We start from the raw sequence: 17,931 nt of genomic DNA, 5'->3' as shown, positions 1-17,931 counted from the left end.
GGTTCCCGTCCGATAAAGCGATTGAAAACGAGCCAAGAGCCAATCAGTGAGCACCATTGTTTTCCTGGCCGTTCTTGCGGCGGCGCTGCTTCACGCCACCTGGAACGCCATTGTCAAGAACGGGGTCGATAAACGCACGAGCATGGGCGCGGTCGTACTCGGCCATGTTCCCTTTGCGGCGCTGGCCCTTCCTTTCGTGCCTTGGCCCGCTCCGGAAAGCCTTCCCTACCTGATGACGGGGATCCTGCTGCACGTGGGGTATCAGCTGTTTTTGATGCAATCCTACCGGAAGGGGGATCTGACCCAAGTCTACCCCATTGCCCGGGGGTCGGCGCCGCTGATCGTCGCGTTATTCTCTGTGCTTGTTCTCGGCGTTCGCCTCGAGCCCATGGAACTCCTGGCAATTGCGATCATCGGTGCGGGCATCATCAGCCTTTCACTGGTTCGCCGCGCCGATGGCCAGCGGAACGCAAATGCCGCCGTGCTTGCACTCGTCACCGGAATGTTTATCGCGTCCTATTCGCTTGTCGACGGTCTGGGCGCGAGGCTTGCCGGCACCTCGCTGGGTTTTTATAGCTGGCTGGCAATCGGAAACGGCGCTGTAATGCTCGCTTTCCTTGGCATCACTTCGCCGCGGACGCTTTCGCTCATCCCGACGAAAGGGAAAGCTGTGTTTGTCATCGGCGGCGGCGCCTCCTTTGCCGCCTATGCCCTAGTGACATGGGCCTTCACGCAGGCGCCGATTGCGCTCGTTACAGCGCTGCGCGAGACATCTATCGTCTTTGCGCTGCTGATCGGCGTGTTTTTCCTCAAGGAGCGCCTGGATCTGGGAAAAGTGTTGTCGACCATGACGACGCTGCTGGGTGCCGCCGTCCTTCGATACTCCAAACAATAGGCGTCAGGATGCGGATACTTGCATTTTCCGACCTCCATCGCGATCAGGCGGCGGCCCGGTCAATCATCGAGGCGAGCAAGGAAGCGGATGTGCTGATCGGCTGCGGGGATTTTGCGACGCGGGGCGAAGGCGCGGTCGAGACGCTGAGAATTTTACGCGAGAGCGTAGTGCCTGTCGTCCTTGTTCACGGGAACCATGACGATCCCGATGAGATCGCTCGCTTCTGCTCGGATTGGAGCGATGGGCACTATTTGCATGGCTCAAGCTTTACATTGAGCGGCGTTCCGTTTTTCGGTCTTGGCGGGGAAATTCCGTCTCGAAACGAGCACGCCTGGAATGCTGCCGAATCCGAGGAGAGAGCGGGCATCATACTGTCCGACCTCCCCGCCGGAGCGGTGCTCGTAACGCATACGCCACCGCACGGGACAGCGGACCTTCAAAGAGACGGAACGCACGAGGGCAGTGAGGCGATCAGGGCTGCAATTCTTGCCCGCACGCCCCGTATCTGCCTATGCGGCCATATACACAATAGTTGGGGTACGTCGGGCACGATCGACGAAACGCGCGTCTTCAATCTGGGACCGACGATCAACTGGTTCGATATCTGACGAGCCGCAATGACGATAAGCCGGTATCGCGACGACGTTGCCGCGATGCGATCCATTTCGTTGTTTCCCGAGGCCCTGCACCGGCGCTACTCGGCCGGAGCCGAATGGACGCCGTTTGCTTCAGCCTCGACTTCTTCCATATCGCGTTTCCGGTCGGCGTGGCCGAGGATCATGTAGAACATCGGCACGACGAACAGCGTGAAGAGCGTGCCGACCGACATGCCGGAGGCAATCACCAGGCCGATGGAATAGCGTGCCGCGGCGCCCGCCCCTTCCGCCAGGATCAGCGGCACGACGCCGAGTACCATGGCGCCCGTCGTCATCAGGATCGGGCGAAGCCGCTCGCGTGCCGCCTCGACGATCGCCGCGCGCTTGTCGAGGCCGTGATGCTCGCGCTGGGCATTGGCGAATTCCACCATCAGGATGCCGTGCTTCGTGATCAGCCCGACAAGGGTGATCAGGCCCACCTGCGTGTAGATGTTCAGCGTGCCGAGGCCGAGATTGAGCGGCACGATGGCGCCGAAGATCGATAGCGGTACCGACATCATGATGATGAAGGGATCCCGGAAGCTTTCAAACTGGGCGGCGAGCACCAGATAGATCACGAGAACGGCCAGCGCGAAGACGATGAGGATCGTCGAGCCCTGCTTGATCTCCAGCCGCGACTGGCCGGCATAGTCCTCGAAAAAGCCGGCCGGCATTTCGGCGCGCGCGATGTCCTGCAGCGTCTTCAGCCCCTCGCCCGAGGTAACGGTGGGAAGCGGCAGGGCGGAAAGCGTCGCCGAGTTCAGCTGGTTGAACTGCTCGACGGCGGCGGCAGCCGCATTGGCGTCGATCTTCAGCACGGCCGAAAGCGGGACCATCTCGCCATTGGCGGAGCGGACATAGAAATAGTCGAGCCGCTCCGGGTTGATGCGGAAAGCCTTGTCGACCTGAGGAATGATCTTGTAGGAGCGGCTTTCCCGGTCGAACTTGGAAATCTCCGCTTCGCCCAGCAGGATGTTCAGCGTCTGGCCGATGCTGGAGATCGGCACGCCGAGCGTTGCGGCGCGGTCGCGGTCGATGAGCACGCGCACGCGCGGGCTGTCATAGGACAGCGAGTTCTGGACGATGATGAACTTGCCCGACTGCATGGCCTTCTGGCGGATGCGTTCGGCCACTTCATAGGCCTGCTCGGCGGAGCCGGTCGTCTGCAGGACGAACTGGATCGGCAGGCCCCCACCGGCGCCCGGCAGGGAGGGCGGCGAGAACACGAAGGCCTGAACGCCCGCCGACTGCTGCAGTCGCGGCTGGATCATCGCCTGGATCTGCTTCTGGCTTTCCTCGCGCTCGTCCCAGGGCTTCAGCGCCCAGATGGCGAAGGCCGAGTTGGTCGAGCCGGTGCCGACGATCTGGAAGCGGGCATCGACGCCCGGCACGCCATCGGTCAGGGCATAGAACTGGTCGGTATAGAGCTTGGTGTAGTTGGAGGTCGCATATTGCGGCGCCGTCACCATGGCGAAGAGCGCGCCCTGATCCTCTTCCGGCGCAAGCTCGGTCTTGGTTTTCATGAAGAGGAAGCCGGTGGTGCCGAGCAGGGCCACGACGATCAGCAGCGTCGCCCATTTGAAATTGAGCGAGCCGTCGAGACGGCGGCCATACCAGCCGGCAAGGCCGGTAAAGACGCGGTCGACGAAATGCTGGAAACGGCCGGGCTTGCTGGCGAGCAGCCGAGCCGCCATCATCGGCGACAGCGTCAGCGCGACGAAGCCGGAAATGATCACCGCGCCGGCAAGCGTGAAGGCGAATTCGCGAAACAGCGACCCGGTGAGGCCCTGCGCGAAACCGATCGGTGCATAGACGGCGGCAAGCGTGATCGTCATGGCGATGACGGGTCCGAAGATCTCCTTCATGCCGGTGATCGCCGCCTGCATCGGCTTCATGCCGTCCTCGAGGTGCCGGTGGATGTTCTCCACCACGACGATGGCATCGTCCACGACAAGGCCGATCGCCAGCACCATGGCAAGCAATGTCAGCGTGTTCAGCGAATAGTCGAGCCCCCACAGGAAGAAGCAGACGCCGATCAGCGACAGCGGAATCGTGACGATCGGCACCAGCACGGCGCGGAACGAGCCGAGGAAGAGCAGGATCACCGCGATGACGATGACGACCGCCTCGCCGATGGTCTTGAACACCTCCTTGATCGAAGCGCTGATGAACTTCGTGCTGTCATAGACGACGTTGATCGCCATGCCCTCGGGCAGGTTCGCCGACAGGCGGGCAAGCTCCGCCCTGACACCGGCCGCGGTATCGAGCGGATTGGCGGACGGTGTCGGCTGGATGCCGATGAAGACGCCTTGCTGGCCGTTGAAGGAAACGCGCGTATCCGTGTTCTCGCTGCCGAGCTCCACCCGCGCGACATCGCGCAAGCGGACGATCTCGTCGCCTTCCGAGCGCAGCGGCAGTTCTCCGAAGGCTTCCGGCGTCTGCAGCGTGGTCTGCATCTCGATCTTGTAGGCGACGAATTCGTTCTCCGTCTTGCCGGGCGCGGAGAGGAAGTTCGCGTTGGTGACGGCCGTCTGGATGTCGGTTGCCGTGACGCCACGCGCGGCGAGCTTGATCGGATCGATCCAGATGCGCATGGCGAAGGTCTGGCTGCCGAGCACCTGCGCGTCGGCGACGCCTTCGACCGTGGACATCTGCGGCTGGATGACGCGGGTGATGAACTCGGTCATCTGCTGCGGCGACATCACGTCGGAAAGCACGGAAAGATACATCAGCGCGAAGGACCTGCCGGTGCCTTTCTGGATGACCGGGTCCTCGGATTCACGCGGCAACTGGCCGCGTACCTGCTGGACCTTGGCGATCACCTCCGTCAGCGCCGAGTCCGGGTCGGAATTGAGGCGCATGTTGACCGTCACGGTCGACAGGCCGAGCGTGCTTTTCGACGTCACGTAGTCGACGCCCTCGGCGGTTGCCACCGCCTTGGCGATCGGCGTGGTGATGAAGCCCTGGATCAGGTCGGCGCTTGCCCCGGGATAGACCGTGGAGACGGTGATCACCGTTTCCTCGATCTCCGGATACTGGCGGATCGACATGTTGAGGATGCCCTGGAAGCCCAGCAGCAGGATCAACAGGCTGACGACGGTCGACAGTACCGGCCGGCGGATGAAGGTTTCGGAGAAATTCACGATGCGCCTCCCGCGACGCGGGCTTCCGGTTCCGGATTGATCGTGTTGTCGATCTTCACCGGGCTGCCGATGGTCAGCTTGTTCTGGCCTGCGGTGACGACGATGTCGCCGGGCTTCAGTCCGTCGGTCACCTCGATGCGGCCGAGGTAGCGCCGTCCCGTCTTGACGAAGACCTGGCGCGCGACGAGCTTCTTCTCCGCTTTCGGTTCGTCCGGCGCTTTGCCGGCGGCCGCGGCATCGCTGCCGGGCTCCGGGGGTGCCGCCGCATCGGCGGTATCCTCGCGCACCGCATAGACATAGGCGCCGTACAGGCTCATCACGACGGCGGTCTGCGGCAGGGCGATGATGTCTTCCTCGACCGGCAGTTCGATGCGCACGGCCGCGAATTGCCCCGGCCGCAGCGCCAGGTCGGTGTTTTCCACCTCCGCCTGCACCGCGACGAGGCGGGAGGCCGGATCGGCCTTGGGGTCGATACCGATGATGCGGCCGGTATGGGCCAGATGCTCCGCGTCCAGCCCGACGCGTATGTCCTGGCCCAGTTGAAGCGACCTGACCTGGCCCTCGGCGACGTTGAAATCGACCTTCATCGTGTCGAGATCCTGCAGGGTCGCGATGATCGAACCCTCGGCGAGATATTCGCCGAGATCGATGCGCGGAATGCCGATCGTGCCGGAGAAGGGCGCGTAGATCTGCTTGAGCGCGATCTGCGCCTTCACCCTTTCGTATTGCGATATGGACGCATCGAGCGCGGCCTTGGCATTGTCGAGAACGGATGTCGAGCTGACGCCCCGCCCTTCGAGCTTCTTGGCGCGTTCCAGCGCCTGGCGGTCGCGCTCCAGATTGGCTTCCACCGCGATCAGGTCGGCTTTCTCCAGTTCGTCGTCGAGCTGGACGAGAAGCGCTCCCTGCTCGACGCGATCGTTGGCCTTGAACCTGATCTCCTTCACGGTGCCCGAGGCGCGCGCCGCCACGTCGACGCCCTGGCGCGCGACGATGGTGCCGATGGCCTCGATGCCCGGCTGCCAGGTCTGCGTCTTCACCGTGAGCGTGGAGACGGTCACCGTGGGCCGCGGCATAGTCGCGAAGAACTGGCCGATTGCCTTGTCGCGAATGACATTGAAGCCGATCAGGCCGCCGCAAAGAGCGATGACCACGACAACGAGAAGGAAGGCGAGAATTCGCTTCAGCATGGAAGTACTCGTGAATTGCGAGGCATGGATTGCGCCCTTCGCAAGCAGGGAAGGGGCACAAGTCCGCTTTGTGTTATCTATTAGGGCGCGTTCGCCGAAAAACATTCGGAAAGGGCGGTGGGAGGCCGCGCGTAGCCGAATGACAAGTTGCCAGCAAAAACGCTACGGGATCCGATAGTCATTCTTACGAAGCTTGTTTCTTTACCGTCCAGACGGTAAAGTCAACTCCAAACTCGCTCCAAGCAATAAGAAGCCGAAGGGCCCGTGACGCAAAAAGCTCGAATTCAAACGAAATCGGATCGCCGTTCGCTCACGCGCGAGAAAATCATCGATGCGGCAATCGAGGTGGTCGCCGAACAGGGCGCAAGGCGCTTTTCGCTCGACGCGGTCGCCGACCGGGCCGGCGTTTCGAAAGGCGGCCTCCTCTACAATTTCCCTTCGAAATCCGACCTGATGAAGGCGATGGTCGCCCGCCATGTCGACGGTTTCTCCGCGCAGCTTGAACAGACGCTTGCCGTGTTGCAGGGCGATGGCCGGCCGAACGCCTTCGCGCGGGCCTATCTTTCGACCTTTCGCGACCACATCTGCCAGAAGGGGCGTCCGCCGGCGGGTTTCCTGGCCGCCATTGCGGAGGAGCCGGGCCTGCTCGATCCGGTCAGGGAGAAGAACGCCGCTTATCTCGCCGAGATACGGTCAACATCGGAAAACGCGAATCTCGCGATGATGGGCTTTCTCGCCGTGGAAGGCATTCGCCACATGCGGCTGTTCGATACGAGCCCGCTGGAGCTCGAGGAGCTTTTGACGGTGGTCGATGGACTGCTTGCAAGACTGGCGGAAGACGCGCGGGCAGGTTAGGGCCAGGGGCCGGCTCACCAGGGGCGGCGCGAACGCCTCAATCTGCCGGAGTAACCGGAAAAGTCACCCTTACAAGCAGGCCACCGCTCCGGCTTTCAAGAAGCTCAAGTCTTGCAGACATCAAGGCGGCGATCTCCTCGACGATCGAGAGCCCGAGCCCCGCACCCTGCGGTCCCTCGGGATCGAGCCTGGCGAAGCGACCAAGGGCTGCCGCCCGTTTCTCCGGCGCAATGCCGGGTCCATTGTCTTCCACCTCAAGCCGCGCGCGGCCTTGGAAACGTGAAATGCGGACGGTTGCCTGACGTCCATGGCCGGCATAGGCGATCGCATTTTCGATGAGATTGCGGAGCAATTCCTCCACAAGCATGCGATTGCCGACGATCTTGACGTCCCCGGTCCCGGGCGCGTCGAAACCAAGGTCCAGTCCGGCGCGCGCGGCTTTCGGCTCCAGGTCGGCCGTGACCGCCTGGGCCGTCGCCACCAGATCGAAAGCAATTGGTGCCGCACGGTCGATCGCCGCCTCGTCGATACGCGCGAGGAGCAGGAGCTGGGCCAGGGTTCGTTCGCTCTGCAGCACCGCCGTGTCGGCGCGCTCGAGGGCGTCGGAAGCGCCATTGGCATCGGTGCTGCGCCTTGCGAGTTCGATCTGGGTGCGGATCACCGCAAGGGGCGTGCGAAGCTGGTGCGAGGCATTGCCCGTGAAATGCTTCAACGCATTCAAGGCGGTTTCCAGTCGCGCCATGAAGCTGTTGATCGCGTCGACGAGCCGCTCCACCTCGCGAGGCGCACGGTGGTGGATCGGGCGCAGGTCGTCGGTGCTGCGGCGCGCGATTGCTTCCTCCAGGCGGGCGAGCGGCCGCAGCGCGCGGCGAACGCCGAAAAGAACCGCAACCGCCGCGATGACGATCAGCAGGCCCTGGCGGGCGGCGGAGCGCAAGAGAATGTCGCGCGCAAGCGCCCGGCGTGCGGTGGTCGTCTCGGCAATGGCGAGACGATAGGGAATCGACTGTTCGCCGGAGGATGCGGCACCGCTCAAGACGGCCAGCCGGATCGGCTCTCCGCGAAAATCGGCGTCGTGGAAGTCCGGCACGTTGGCAATCGCCGACAGGGCACTCTCGGCGGAGGCGTCGGGATCGGGCGGTGGTACGGGAAGCTGGCGATAGCCGGTGACGAACAGGCCGTTCGGCCCCTCGACGCGATAGAAGACCCGATCTTCCGAAGCGCTGGTCAGCATCTCCAGCGCCACATAAGGCACGTCGACCTCAAGGAGCCCGTCCCGGGTCACCGCGACACGCTCCGCAATGGCAAGCGCGGAGCCGGCAAGCACGCGATCGAAGACCGCATTCGCCGTCTGGCGTGCCTCGCGATAGGTATCCAGAAGCGCAAGCCCGGCAAGCACGCTGAGCGGCACCAGCAGCCAGGCAAGAAGGCGCGCGGTGAGAGACTGGAGGCGCGGCACGGGTCAGCCAGCCTCGAGGCAATAGCCGAGACCGCGGGCGGTCCGGATGCGAAGCCCGTGCGGCTCCAGCCTCTTGCGCAGGCGGGAGACGTATTGCTCCACCGCATTGTCGCTGATCTCGGCATCGAATTCGGTCAGCGTTTCCGCGATCTGCGCCTTGGAGACAACACGGTCGGCGCGGCTGATCAGGATCTGCAATACGCCGAGTTCGCGGGCCGGCAGGTCCAGCGGCATGCCATCGAGCATCGCCTGGCGGCTTGCGAGATCGAAGGCGAGCGCGCCGCATTCGAGCCGGGCCCGGCGGTTGCCGAGGCGACGGCGCAGCAGAGCGCGGATCCGCGCCTCGACTTCGGCGACCTCGAAGGGTTTGGTCAGGTAATCGTCCGCTCCCTTGTCGAGCCCTTTCACACGCTCATCGAGCGCCCCCCGGGCGGTCAGCACCAGCACGGCGGTGTCCAGGGCGCGGGCGCGGACCTCGGACAGGATCTCGAGCCCGTCGATATCCGGCAGCGACAGGTCCAGAATGACGAGGTCGAAAGAGTGGGTCGCAATCGCCGCGAGCGCGCTTTCGCCGTCATGGACAGCATCGACCACATAGCCGCCGGCCCGCAACATGGTGCTGAGCCCCTCGGCGAGCGCGCGGTTGTCTTCGACGATGAGAAGGCGCAAGCGTCATTCCTCCCGGCCGGCGCGACCGGCTGTTTTCCGGCAAGATTAGGCGCGAAGGCGGGGCTTGTGAAGGAGCATCGGCGACCGTCATAATCGCCGGATGAACGCTCTCAGGTTTTCCGTTGCCGTCCTCCTACTCTGGCTCGTGGCTCAATCCGTTTCGCATTTTCCGGCTCGGGCCGCCGAAACGGTGCGCGTGCTGCCGCCGCTCAGGGAACAAACCAATCCGCGCGTCCTTCGCATCTACTCCTCGCTCGATGCCGATCTGGCCGAGCCGCTGATTCGTGCCTTTCACGCGGCCAATCCGGCCATCGGACTGGAATATTCGGAGCTGCAGACGCAGGACATCTATGCCCGCGTGCTGGAGGAAACGGACCGGGGCGAGGATACGGCGGATATCGCCTTTTCCTCGGCCATGGACCTGCAGGTGAAGCTTGCCAACGACGGCTATGCGCAACCGCTGGAACTTTCCGCGGCCGGCGCCATGCCCACCTGGGCGCAATGGCGAAGCACGGTTTTCGGCGTCACCTTCGAGCCGGCGGTGATCATCTTCAACAAGACCGCCTTCGGGGGACGCCCGCCGCCGCAGACCCGCTCGGAACTCGCGGATTTCCTGAAGAACAACGAGAAGGAGCTCTATGGCCGGGTCGGGACCTACGACGTGGAGCGGGCCGGGCTCGGCCTCTTCTTCCTGGCGCGCGACGGCGAGCACAACCGGTCGATCTGGTCGCTTTTCAATGCATTGGGAGCGGCGGGCGTAAAGCTCTATTCCAATTCGTCGGCGATCGTCGAGCGGGTTGCGGACGGTCGTTTCGCGCTGGGCTACAACATCCTCGGCTCCTATGCGGCGGCCTGGGCAAGGCACACCGCCGATCTCGGCATCGTCTTTCCCAAGGACTATACCGTCGTCATGACACGCACCGCGCTGGTTCCGCGCAATGCCGCCTCTCCGGACCTCGGCGCCGCCTTCCTCGATTTCCTGCTGTCGAAACAGGGCCAGCAACTGCTGGCGGAGAAGGTCGGCCTGCCGGCGCTGCATCCCGAGGTCAAGGGCGAGAACACCGCCTCGCACATGCAGGAAGTCTATGGCGCAAGGCTGCGCCCGGTGCCCGTCGGCCCCGCGCTGGTCGTCTATCTCGACCAGGTGAAGCGGCAGCGGCTCATCGAGCGGTGGAACGAGGCACTCAGGGTGCAGTGAAACAAAAAGGGCGCCGGCCGAGGCAGGCGCCCTTCACGTTCTCAATCGAAAGCCGCGATTTTACAGCTTGTCCGTGACGTCATGCGTCCAGGCGCCGGTCGGCTCCTTGGTGATGACCGGATCGGAACCGCCGCCGAGCAGGGTCTGGACGGTGCGCTCGTAATCTGCCGGGTCGAGCGTGCCGTTGGAGCCTTCCGTCAGCTTGTTGATCTCGCCGACCATGCGGATCTGGTGCTTTTCGGTCTGGGCGCCGGTCGCGTCGTTCTCCAGCACGATCTCGGCCGCTTCTTCCGGATGCTCGCGGGCGTAATCCCAGCCCTTCATGGTCGCGCGGACGAAACGGGCCATCTTGTCGACGAAGGCCGGATCCTTGAGGTTCTCCTCCAGCACGTAGAGGCCGTCCTCCAGCGTGGCGACACCCTGATCCTCGTATTTGAAGACCACGAGCTCCTCGGCCGGGATGCCGGCATCGATGACCTGCCAGAATTCGTTGTAGGTCATTGTCGAGATGCAGTCGGCCTGCTTCTGCAGCAGCGGATCGACATTGAAGCCCTGCTTCAGCACCGTCACGCCCTCGGCGCTGCCGTCGGTCGGGATGCCGAGCTTGCTCATCCAGGCGAGGAACGGATATTCATTGCCGAAGAACCAGACGCCAAGCGTGCGCCCCTTGAGGTCTTCCGGCTTGGTGATGCCGGTTTCCTTCCGGCAGGTCAGCATCATGCCGGACTTCTTGAAGGGCTGGGCGATATTGACCAGCGGCACGCCCTTTTCGCGCGAGGCAAGCGCCGAAGGCATCCAGTCGATGATGACGTCGGCACCGCCGCCGGCGATCACCTGCGGGGGAGCGATATCCGGGCCGCCCGGCTTGATCGTGACGTCGAGATTCTCTTCCTCGTAGAAGCCCTTGTCCTTGGCGACGTAGTAACCGGCGAACTGGCCTTGGGTAACCCACTTGAGCTGCAACGTCACACTGTCCGCCGCATGCGCGGTGCCAAGCCCGAAGGCGAGCGCCGCGGCGGCGAATACCAACTTCTTCATGTCCCAACTCCCTCTGGTTTGGGCAGCCGCCGGCCTTATCCCCGGACGGACGGATGCCAGAAGGTGAACACCCGCTCCAAGAGCGTCACCAAGCCGTAGAAGGCGGAGCCGGCCAGGGCCGCAACGGCTATCTCCGCCCAGACCATGTCGACATTCAGCCGGCCGACCTCGGTCGATATTCTGAAGCCCATGCCGACGATTGGCGTGCCGAAAAATTCCGCAACGATGGCGCCGATCAGGGCCAGCGTGGAATTTATCTTCAAAGCGTTGAAGATAAAAGGCAAAGCCATCGGCAGGCGCATTTTCACCAGCGTCTGCCAGTAGTTGGCCGCATAGGTGCGCATCAGGTCGTGCTGGATGCGGTCGGCGCTGGCAAGGCCTGTCACCGTATTCACCAGCATCGGGAAGAAGGTCATGATGATGACGACGGCGGCCTTCGACGGCCAGTCGAAGCCGAACCACATGACCATGATCGGCGCGATGCCGATGATCGGCAGCGCAGAGACGAGATTGCCGATCGGCAGCAGCCCGCGACGCAGGAAATCCACCTTGTCGACCAGGATGGCGGTTACGAAGCCGGCGCCGCAACCGATCGCGTAGCCGATCAGCACCGCTTTCAGGAAGGTCTGGCGGAAGTCGGCCCACAGCGTCGGAATGGAGGAGGCGAAGCGCAGGCCGATATCGGACGGAGCGGGCAGCAGGATTTTCGGAACGCCGAAGCCGGTGACCAGCAGTTCCCACAGGACCAGCACCCAGACGCCGAACAGCAGCGGGATGGCGAGGCCGATCGCCCGCTTCGCCGCGCGGTCCGTCACGTCCCATGCGGAAAGACGTTCGACGAAGAGCCAGGACGACAGCCACAGGGCAACGACAAGCGCCCAGAAGCCGCCTTTGACCGTGCCTGGATAGGCGGCGACGAAGCGCAGCAGCAGGATCGCCGTGACGCCGGATACCGCCAGCAGCATCAGATCGAGCAGACGTCCGCCCTGGACGCCGAAGCCGATCAGCAGGCCGATGCCGGCGAGCAGCGCGGCGCCGAGCAGGAGCTGCGACATGCCGGCGACGACGGGACCGTCGGCATGCGAGGCAAGCGGCAGGGCAAACAGGGCCGCAATCGTAATCGCATAGGCGAGGAAGCGCTGCGTACCGGCGACGCCCCGGGCGGAAAGCGTAAGGGATGCGCTCGTCATCGGGCCATCCCCATGCGGCGAAGCACGACTCGTTCGGCGATGCTGACGATCGTAACGAGAGAGGCGGCAAGCACGGCGGCCACGATCAGCGCGGACCAGATCTGCACCGTCTGGCCGTAGTAGGAGCCGGAAAGCAGGCGGGCGCCAAGGCCGGCGACGGCGCCGGTCGGCAACTCTCCGACGATGGCGCCGACGAGGCTGGCTGCGACCGCGACCTTCATCGAGGCGAAGAGATAAGGCATGGCGGAGGGCAGGCGCAGCATCAACAGGGTCTGAAAGCCGCTCGCGCTATAGGTCTTCATCAGGTCGAGCTGGATGATTTCCGGCGAGCGCAGTCCCTTCACCATGCCCACGGTGACCGGGAAGAAGGAAAGATAGGTGGAGATCAGCGCCTTCGGCCACAGGCCGGTGACGTTGATCGCGTTCAGCACCACGATGATCATCGGCGCGATCGCGAGGATCGGAATGGTCTGCGAGGAAATCACCCAGGGCATCAGGCTCTTGTCGAGCACGCGGCTGTGCACGACGAGAATGGCGAGGCCGATGCCAAGCGCGGTGCCAAGGACGAAGCCGAGCAGCGTGGAGGAGAGCGTGATGCCGGAATGGTAGATCAGCGAACGCTTGGAGGTGATCGCCTTTTCAGCCGTCGTCGCCCAGATTTCCGCCGCCACCTGATGGGGAGCCGGCAGGACGGGGCGCTCCTGCGCATAGGTCGCGACGACGAATTCGGCAAGCGTGACGTCCGTCTGGCCGGCGCGCTGGAAGGCGTCACGCTGCGCCGGGGCGTTGAGCAGCGCGGCGGCGATATACCAGACGGCGACAATGACGGCGACGACGACGATGACGGGCCCGGTCGTGCCGCTCATCAGCCGGCTGAAGGGGCTGTCGACTTTTCCCATCGGGGAAGAATAGGCAGCGTCAGTCACTGGCTCACCCCCTTTAGTCCCAGTTTATCGCGTATTGCAGAAGCGACGCTCTCGGCTTCGGCCTCATCGAGGCCAACCCCTAGCCGAACGGTTTTCGAACCGTAGTCAAATGCAACGGCCTCGCTTTTCCCGATGATGGGAATATCAAGATGCCCGCGGCGGCCGCCCGCAAATTGCGTGATCGCGCGAACATTCGATACATTGAGGGGATTGTAGTAACGTCTTTTAGACAGGAGCGGTAAATTCAAATATCTAATAATTGCCTGTGATTTTATAATAATAAATTCTTTCCCAAACAACATCCACGTTACCGTAAAAAAAACCAAAAGCCAGCCTATGGCCCACCCGCCAAGCCAAAATATCGTAAAATAACGGCCGACACTCTCCTCTATACTTCCGTTGATTAGTCTCGTAAGCGCCGAGAAGCCTCCGATGGTCCACGCCCCCAACCAGAAGATTAGAAATGGCAAGGCGAAAAGGTGCCTCCTCGCCTTCACCACAATCTCCGTGGACGCAGGATTTCGCATAATCATAATACGGTTCGAATTCGTTGACTCGTATCTCAATTAGCTGTCCTCGTAAGAGTGCCCCGCACGAAGGCCTTCGCGCACCCGGTGCGCGATCTTGAGGAATTCCGGCGTTTCGCGGATATCGAGCGTGCGGTCCCGGGGCAGGTCGCTCTCGATGACGTCGTAGATGCGGCCAGGACGGGGGAAAAGGACCACGATCTTGGTCGACAGGAACACCGCTTCCGGGATCGAGTGGGTGACGAAGACGACCGTCTTGTCGGTCTTGGCCCACAGTTTCAGCAGCTGCTCATTCAGATGATCGCGCACGATCTCGTCCAGCGCGCCGAAGGGCTCGTCCATCAGCAGAAGATGGGGCTCCACCGCGAGCGCCCGCGCGATCGACGCGCGCTGTTGCATGCCACCCGAAAGCTGCCAGGGATACTTGCGCTCGAAACCGCCCAGATTGACGAGATCGAGATTGCGGGCGATGCGTTCTTTCCGCTCCGACGCCGACAGTCCCATGATCTCCAGCGGCAGGGCCACGTTGTCGGCAATCGTGCGCCAGGGATAGAGCGCGGACGACTGGAACACGTAGCCATAGGCGCGGGCGAGCCTTGCCTCCTCGGGCGTCACGCCGTTGACGGTAATCTCGCCGCCGGTCGGCTTCTCCAGATCGGCAATGACGCGCAACAACGTGGTCTTGCCGCAGCCGGACGGGCCGATGAAGGAGACGAACTCGCCTTCGCGAATGTCGAGATCGACATTGGACAGCGCATGGACGGGACCGTCATTCGTCTCGAAGGTCAGGGAAAGCCCGCGGATGTCGATAACGGATCGAGCCTTCTGCGGGCCCTGCTCGTTCAGCATCCCATTCTCCATTTGTGCTGCCTGGCTGGTCGTTAACGGCATATTGTCGGTCTCTTTTACAGGCGCAAGGCAAAATCCCGCCGTGTCCACGGGTGAGCACGGCGAGAACGCGGGGGATCAGACCCCCGTCGCGGGAATGCCGCTACGCTCCACCCTGCGGGGCGCGGTCAGTTCCTTCCACCTCGACAGGGCGCGGTTGACGGCCTGGAAGGGTTCGCGGGCGACGAACTCGCCATGGCCGGGTTCCGCCTTCACGGTGGATTCCTCGATCGCCACCTTGCCGCGGGTCAGCGTGAAGCGCGGCAGACCCTTCACCTTGATGCCCTCAAAGACGTTGTATTCGATGACGGATTGCTGGGCCTTGGCGGAGATCGTCTTTTCGCGCTCCGGATCCCAGACGACGATATCGGCATCGGCGCCTTCGACGATCGCGCCCTTCCTCGGATACATGTTGAGGATCTTGGCGATGTTGGTGGAGGTGACGGCCACGAACTCGTTCATCGTCAGCCGGCCGGTATTGACGCCGCGCGTCCACAGCACCGGCATGCGATCTTCCAGCCCGCCCGTGCCGTTCGGGATCTTCGTGAAGTCGCCGACGCCGAAGCGTTTCTGATCGATCGTAAAGGAGCAGTGGTCCGTCGCCACGACCTGCAGCGAGCCTGCCTGCAGCCCGGCCCAGAGCGAATCCTGATGCAGCTTGTTGCGGAAGGGCGGCGACATGACGCGCTGTGCTGCGTGGTCCCAGTCGGCGTTCTGGTATTCGCTTTCGTCCAGCACCAGATGCTGGATCAGCGGCTCGCCATAGACCCGCATGCCCTTCTGGCGCGCCCGGCGGATCGCCTCATGCGCCTGTTCGCAGGAGGTGTGCACGATGTAGAGCGGCACGTTGGCCATGTCGGCGATCATGATGGCACGGTTCGCCGCCTCGCCTTCCACTTCCGGCGGGCGCGAATAGGCATGGGCCTCGGGGCCATTGTTGCCTTCCGCGAGCAGGCGCTGCTGCAGGCTTGCGACGACATCGCCGTTTTCGGCATGGACGAGCGGCAGGGCGCCAAGGGCCGAGCAACGCTGGAAGGACGAGAACATCTCGTCGTCGTCCACCATCAGCGCGCCCTTGTAGGCCATGAAATGCTTGAAGGTGTTGATGCCGCGGTCGACGACCTCAGCCATTTCGTTGAACACCTGCTCGCCCCACCAGGTGATCGCCATGTGGTAGGAATAGTCGGAGCAGGCGAGCGAGGATTTCTGCTGCCAGATGGCGAGCGCCTCAAGCAGCGACTGTTCGGGCGCCGGCAGGATGAAATCGACCACCATCGTCGTGCCGCCGGACAGGCCGGCGCGGGTGCCGCTTTCGAAATTGTCCGCCGAATGCGTGCCCATGAAGGGCATTTCAAGATGCACATGCGGATCGATGCCGCCCGGCATGACGTAGCAGCCGGTCGCGTCCAGCACCTCGTCGGCGGAAAGGTTCTGCCCGATCTGGACGATCTTGCCACCATCGATCTTCACATCGGCCTTCCAGGTGCGGTCGGCGGTGACGATGGTTCCGTTCTTGATGACTTTGGTGGGCATTGCCTTGTTCCTTCCCCCGTTTTCCAAATTCATTCAGGTCCGCCGCCGCGATCCTTGCGAACTCGTCGTCGCCGATGCTCTCCGATCCCGGATCTCGCTTGCGCTCGTCCGGGATGACGAAAGCGAAGGCTGTGCACATGTCAGCCGGCAGGCGACACTCTTTCCTTCGTCATCCCGGCCGCAGGCGAAGCCGGAGAGCCGGGACCGGAGAGCCGCTGCGCCTACATATTCAAACTGTCATACAGATCCGACCACTGCGGGTTCATCTTCTCGATCAGCTCGAACTTCCATTGCCGGCGCCAGCGCTTGATCTGCTTCTCCCTGCGAATACCGTCGCCGATCTCGTCGTGCTGCTCATACCAAACCAGTGATTTCACCCCGTATCTGCTCGTGAAGCCCGGGATCAGTCCATTGCGATGCTCGTATGTTCGCCGGGAAAGATCGGTGGTGATGCCTGTGTAAAGGGTCTCGTACGGCCGCGAAGCCAGAATGTAGACCCAGGCCGCCATCGCCCCTTCGCTCCGCTCACCCCGCGATTTCCGCCGCCTCCAGCACCGCGTGCAGCAACACGTCGGCGCCGGCGGTCGCCCATTCCTTGGTGATTTCCTCATCCTCGTTGTGCGACAGGCCATCCACGCAGGGGCACATGATCATCGCCGTCGGCGCCACGCGGTTGATCCAGCAGGCGTCGTGGCCGGCACCCGAAACGATGTCGCGGTTGGAATAGCCAAGTTTCTCCGCCGCCCGCCGCACTGCGCCCACGCAGCCGGGATCGAAGGTGACGGGGTCGAAATGGCCGACCTGCTCCACCTCGGCCGTAATCTGCATGGCGTCGGCGATCGTCTCGATACCTTCGCGGATGCGGGCATCCATTTCGTCCAACACCGCCTTGTCGGGCGAGCGGATGTCGATGGTGAAAACCGCCTTGCCGGGGATGATGTTGCGGGAGTTCGGATAGACTTCCACATGGCCGATCGCGCCGACCGCGTCCGGCTGATAGTCCATCGCCACCTCGTGCACGAGTTCGGTGACGCGGGCCATGCCAAGCCCGGCATTGCGGCGCTTCGGCATCGGCGTCGAACCCGTGTGGCTTTCCTTGCCCGTCAGCGTCACCTGCAGCCATTTCAGGCCCTGGCCATGGGTGACGACGCCGATGTCGATATCCTCGTCCTCCAGGATCGGCCCCTGCTCGATATGAAGCTCGAACATCGCATGGATCTTGCGGGCGCCGACTTCCTCATCACCCATGAAGCCGATGCGCTTCAGCTCCTCGCCGACGGTTTTTCCCTCCGCGTCGGTGCGCGAATAGGCCCAATCGAGCGTGTGCACGCCGGCAAAGACGCCGGAAGCAAGCATAGCCGGCGCAAAGCGCGTGCCTTCCTCGTTCGTCCAGTTGACGACGACGATCGGATGCTTCGTCTTGATATCGCGGGAATTGAGGGTGCGGATCACCTCCAGCCCGCCGAGGACACCGAGAACACCGTCATATTTGCCGCCCGTCGGCTGGGTATCGAGATGCGAGCCCATATAGACCGGGTCGGCATTCGGATCCGTGCCTTCGCGATAGGCGAACATCGATCCCATCTTGTCGACGCCGAGCGAAAGGCCTTCCGCCTCGCACCATTTGCGAAACAGCGCGCGGCCTTCGGCATCGGCATCGGTCAGCGTCTGGCGGTTGTTGCCGCCGCGAACGCCGGGACCGATCTTCGCCATTTCCATGAGGCTGTCCCAGAGGCGGTCGCCGTCGATCCTGAGATTGTCGGAAGGGGCGGTCATCTTTTTTCT

The 17,931-nt window shown here is 63.1% G+C and carries 16 protein-coding genes; 4 read left to right on the top strand and 12 right to left on the bottom strand.

Going from position 1 to position 17,931, the window contains the following annotated elements:
- Positions 1-46 precede the first annotated feature (46 nt).
- Both H2509_RS17070 and H2509_RS17065 read left to right on the top strand, forming a co-directional pair.
- On the top strand, positions 47-895 hold the full coding sequence (locus H2509_RS17070) for an EamA family transporter (protein ID WP_182167538.1): 849 nt from the start codon (positions 47-49) through the stop codon (positions 893-895).
- A gap of 8 nt (positions 896-903) precedes the next feature.
- Complete coding sequence (locus H2509_RS17065) at positions 904-1,503, top strand: metallophosphoesterase family protein (RefSeq protein ID WP_182167536.1); 600 nt, start codon at positions 904-906, stop codon at positions 1,501-1,503.
- A gap of 86 nt (positions 1,504-1,589) precedes the next feature.
- On the opposite strand, the gene H2509_RS17060 is transcribed toward H2509_RS17065, so the two are convergent.
- Both H2509_RS17060 and H2509_RS17055 read right to left on the bottom strand, forming a co-directional pair.
- Positions 1,590-4,673 carry an efflux RND transporter permease subunit gene (locus tag H2509_RS17060; protein WP_182167534.1) on the bottom strand — a complete coding sequence of 1,028 codons (3,084 nt, stop codon included), beginning with the start codon at positions 4,671-4,673 and terminating at the stop codon, positions 1,590-1,592.
- The gene (locus tag H2509_RS17055; protein ID WP_182167532.1) at positions 4,670-5,863 is read right to left on the bottom strand and encodes an efflux RND transporter periplasmic adaptor subunit; all 1,194 of its coding nucleotides are present in this window, start codon (positions 5,861-5,863) and stop codon (positions 4,670-4,672) included. Before H2509_RS17055 ends, H2509_RS17060 begins: the two co-directional genes overlap by 4 nt.
- A 264-nt stretch (positions 5,864-6,127) precedes the next feature.
- Between H2509_RS17055 and H2509_RS17050 the strand changes: the two genes are divergently transcribed.
- Entirely contained in the window at positions 6,128-6,718 is a 591-nt protein-coding gene (locus H2509_RS17050; RefSeq protein WP_182167531.1) for a TetR/AcrR family transcriptional regulator, read from the top strand.
- A 37-nt stretch (positions 6,719-6,755) separates the two neighbouring features.
- Here the strand turns inward: H2509_RS17050 and H2509_RS17045 are convergent, their stop codons facing one another.
- Together H2509_RS17045 and H2509_RS17040 are read right to left on the bottom strand one after the other, a co-directional pair.
- Positions 6,756-8,177, bottom strand: a complete 1,422-nt coding sequence (locus H2509_RS17045) for a sensor histidine kinase (protein WP_182167529.1) — start codon at positions 8,175-8,177, stop codon at positions 6,756-6,758.
- 3 nt (positions 8,178-8,180) lie between these two features.
- Complete coding sequence (locus tag H2509_RS17040) at positions 8,181-8,846, bottom strand: response regulator transcription factor (RefSeq protein WP_182167527.1); 666 nt, start codon at positions 8,844-8,846, stop codon at positions 8,181-8,183.
- Positions 8,847-8,946: 100 nt separating this feature from the next.
- Between H2509_RS17040 and H2509_RS17035 the strand changes: the two genes are divergently transcribed.
- Positions 8,947-10,044, top strand: a complete 1,098-nt coding sequence (locus H2509_RS17035) for an ABC transporter substrate-binding protein (RefSeq protein ID WP_209002023.1) — start codon at positions 8,947-8,949, stop codon at positions 10,042-10,044.
- Between the two features lie 60 nt (positions 10,045-10,104).
- On the opposite strand, the gene H2509_RS17030 is transcribed toward H2509_RS17035, so the two are convergent.
- The 8 genes from H2509_RS17030 to H2509_RS16995 form a co-directional block, all read right to left on the bottom strand.
- On the bottom strand, positions 10,105-11,082 hold the full coding sequence (locus H2509_RS17030; RefSeq protein ID WP_182167525.1) for an ABC transporter substrate-binding protein: 978 nt from the start codon (positions 11,080-11,082) through the stop codon (positions 10,105-10,107).
- A gap of 35 nt (positions 11,083-11,117) precedes the next feature.
- Positions 11,118-12,272, bottom strand: coding sequence for an ABC transporter permease (locus H2509_RS17025; RefSeq protein WP_182167523.1), 1,155 nt, complete (start codon positions 12,270-12,272; stop codon positions 11,118-11,120).
- Positions 12,269-13,171, bottom strand: coding sequence for an ABC transporter permease (locus H2509_RS17020; protein WP_182167805.1), 903 nt, complete (start codon positions 13,169-13,171; stop codon positions 12,269-12,271). The genes H2509_RS17025 and H2509_RS17020 overlap by 4 nt, the downstream gene beginning before the upstream one ends.
- A gap of 23 nt (positions 13,172-13,194) precedes the next feature.
- The gene (locus H2509_RS17015) at positions 13,195-13,695 is read right to left on the bottom strand and encodes a hypothetical protein (protein ID WP_182167521.1); all 501 of its coding nucleotides are present in this window, start codon (positions 13,693-13,695) and stop codon (positions 13,195-13,197) included.
- A 69-nt stretch (positions 13,696-13,764) separates the two neighbouring features.
- Complete coding sequence (locus H2509_RS17010; protein ID WP_235975053.1) at positions 13,765-14,574, bottom strand: ABC transporter ATP-binding protein; 810 nt, start codon at positions 14,572-14,574, stop codon at positions 13,765-13,767.
- 117 nt (positions 14,575-14,691) lie between these two features.
- Positions 14,692-16,146 (bottom strand): dihydropyrimidinase, encoded by a 1,455-nt coding sequence (hydA, locus tag H2509_RS17005; protein WP_182167517.1) that lies wholly within the window; start codon positions 16,144-16,146, stop codon positions 14,692-14,694.
- Between the two features lie 221 nt (positions 16,147-16,367).
- A complete protein-coding gene (locus H2509_RS17000) occupies positions 16,368-16,655 on the bottom strand; it encodes a GIY-YIG nuclease family protein (protein WP_182167515.1) in 288 nt (95 codons plus the stop codon).
- 16 nt (positions 16,656-16,671) lie between these two features.
- The gene (locus tag H2509_RS16995; protein ID WP_182167513.1) at positions 16,672-17,922 is read right to left on the bottom strand and encodes a Zn-dependent hydrolase; all 1,251 of its coding nucleotides are present in this window, start codon (positions 17,920-17,922) and stop codon (positions 16,672-16,674) included.
- Between the last annotated feature and the right edge of the window lie 9 nt (positions 17,923-17,931).

The sequence above is a fragment of the Stappia albiluteola genome, from assembly GCF_014050225.1.
In the GTDB taxonomy this organism is placed as follows: Bacteria; Pseudomonadota; Alphaproteobacteria; order Rhizobiales; family Stappiaceae; genus Hongsoonwoonella; species Hongsoonwoonella albiluteola.
This window is presented reverse-complemented; position numbering and strand designations above follow the sequence as displayed.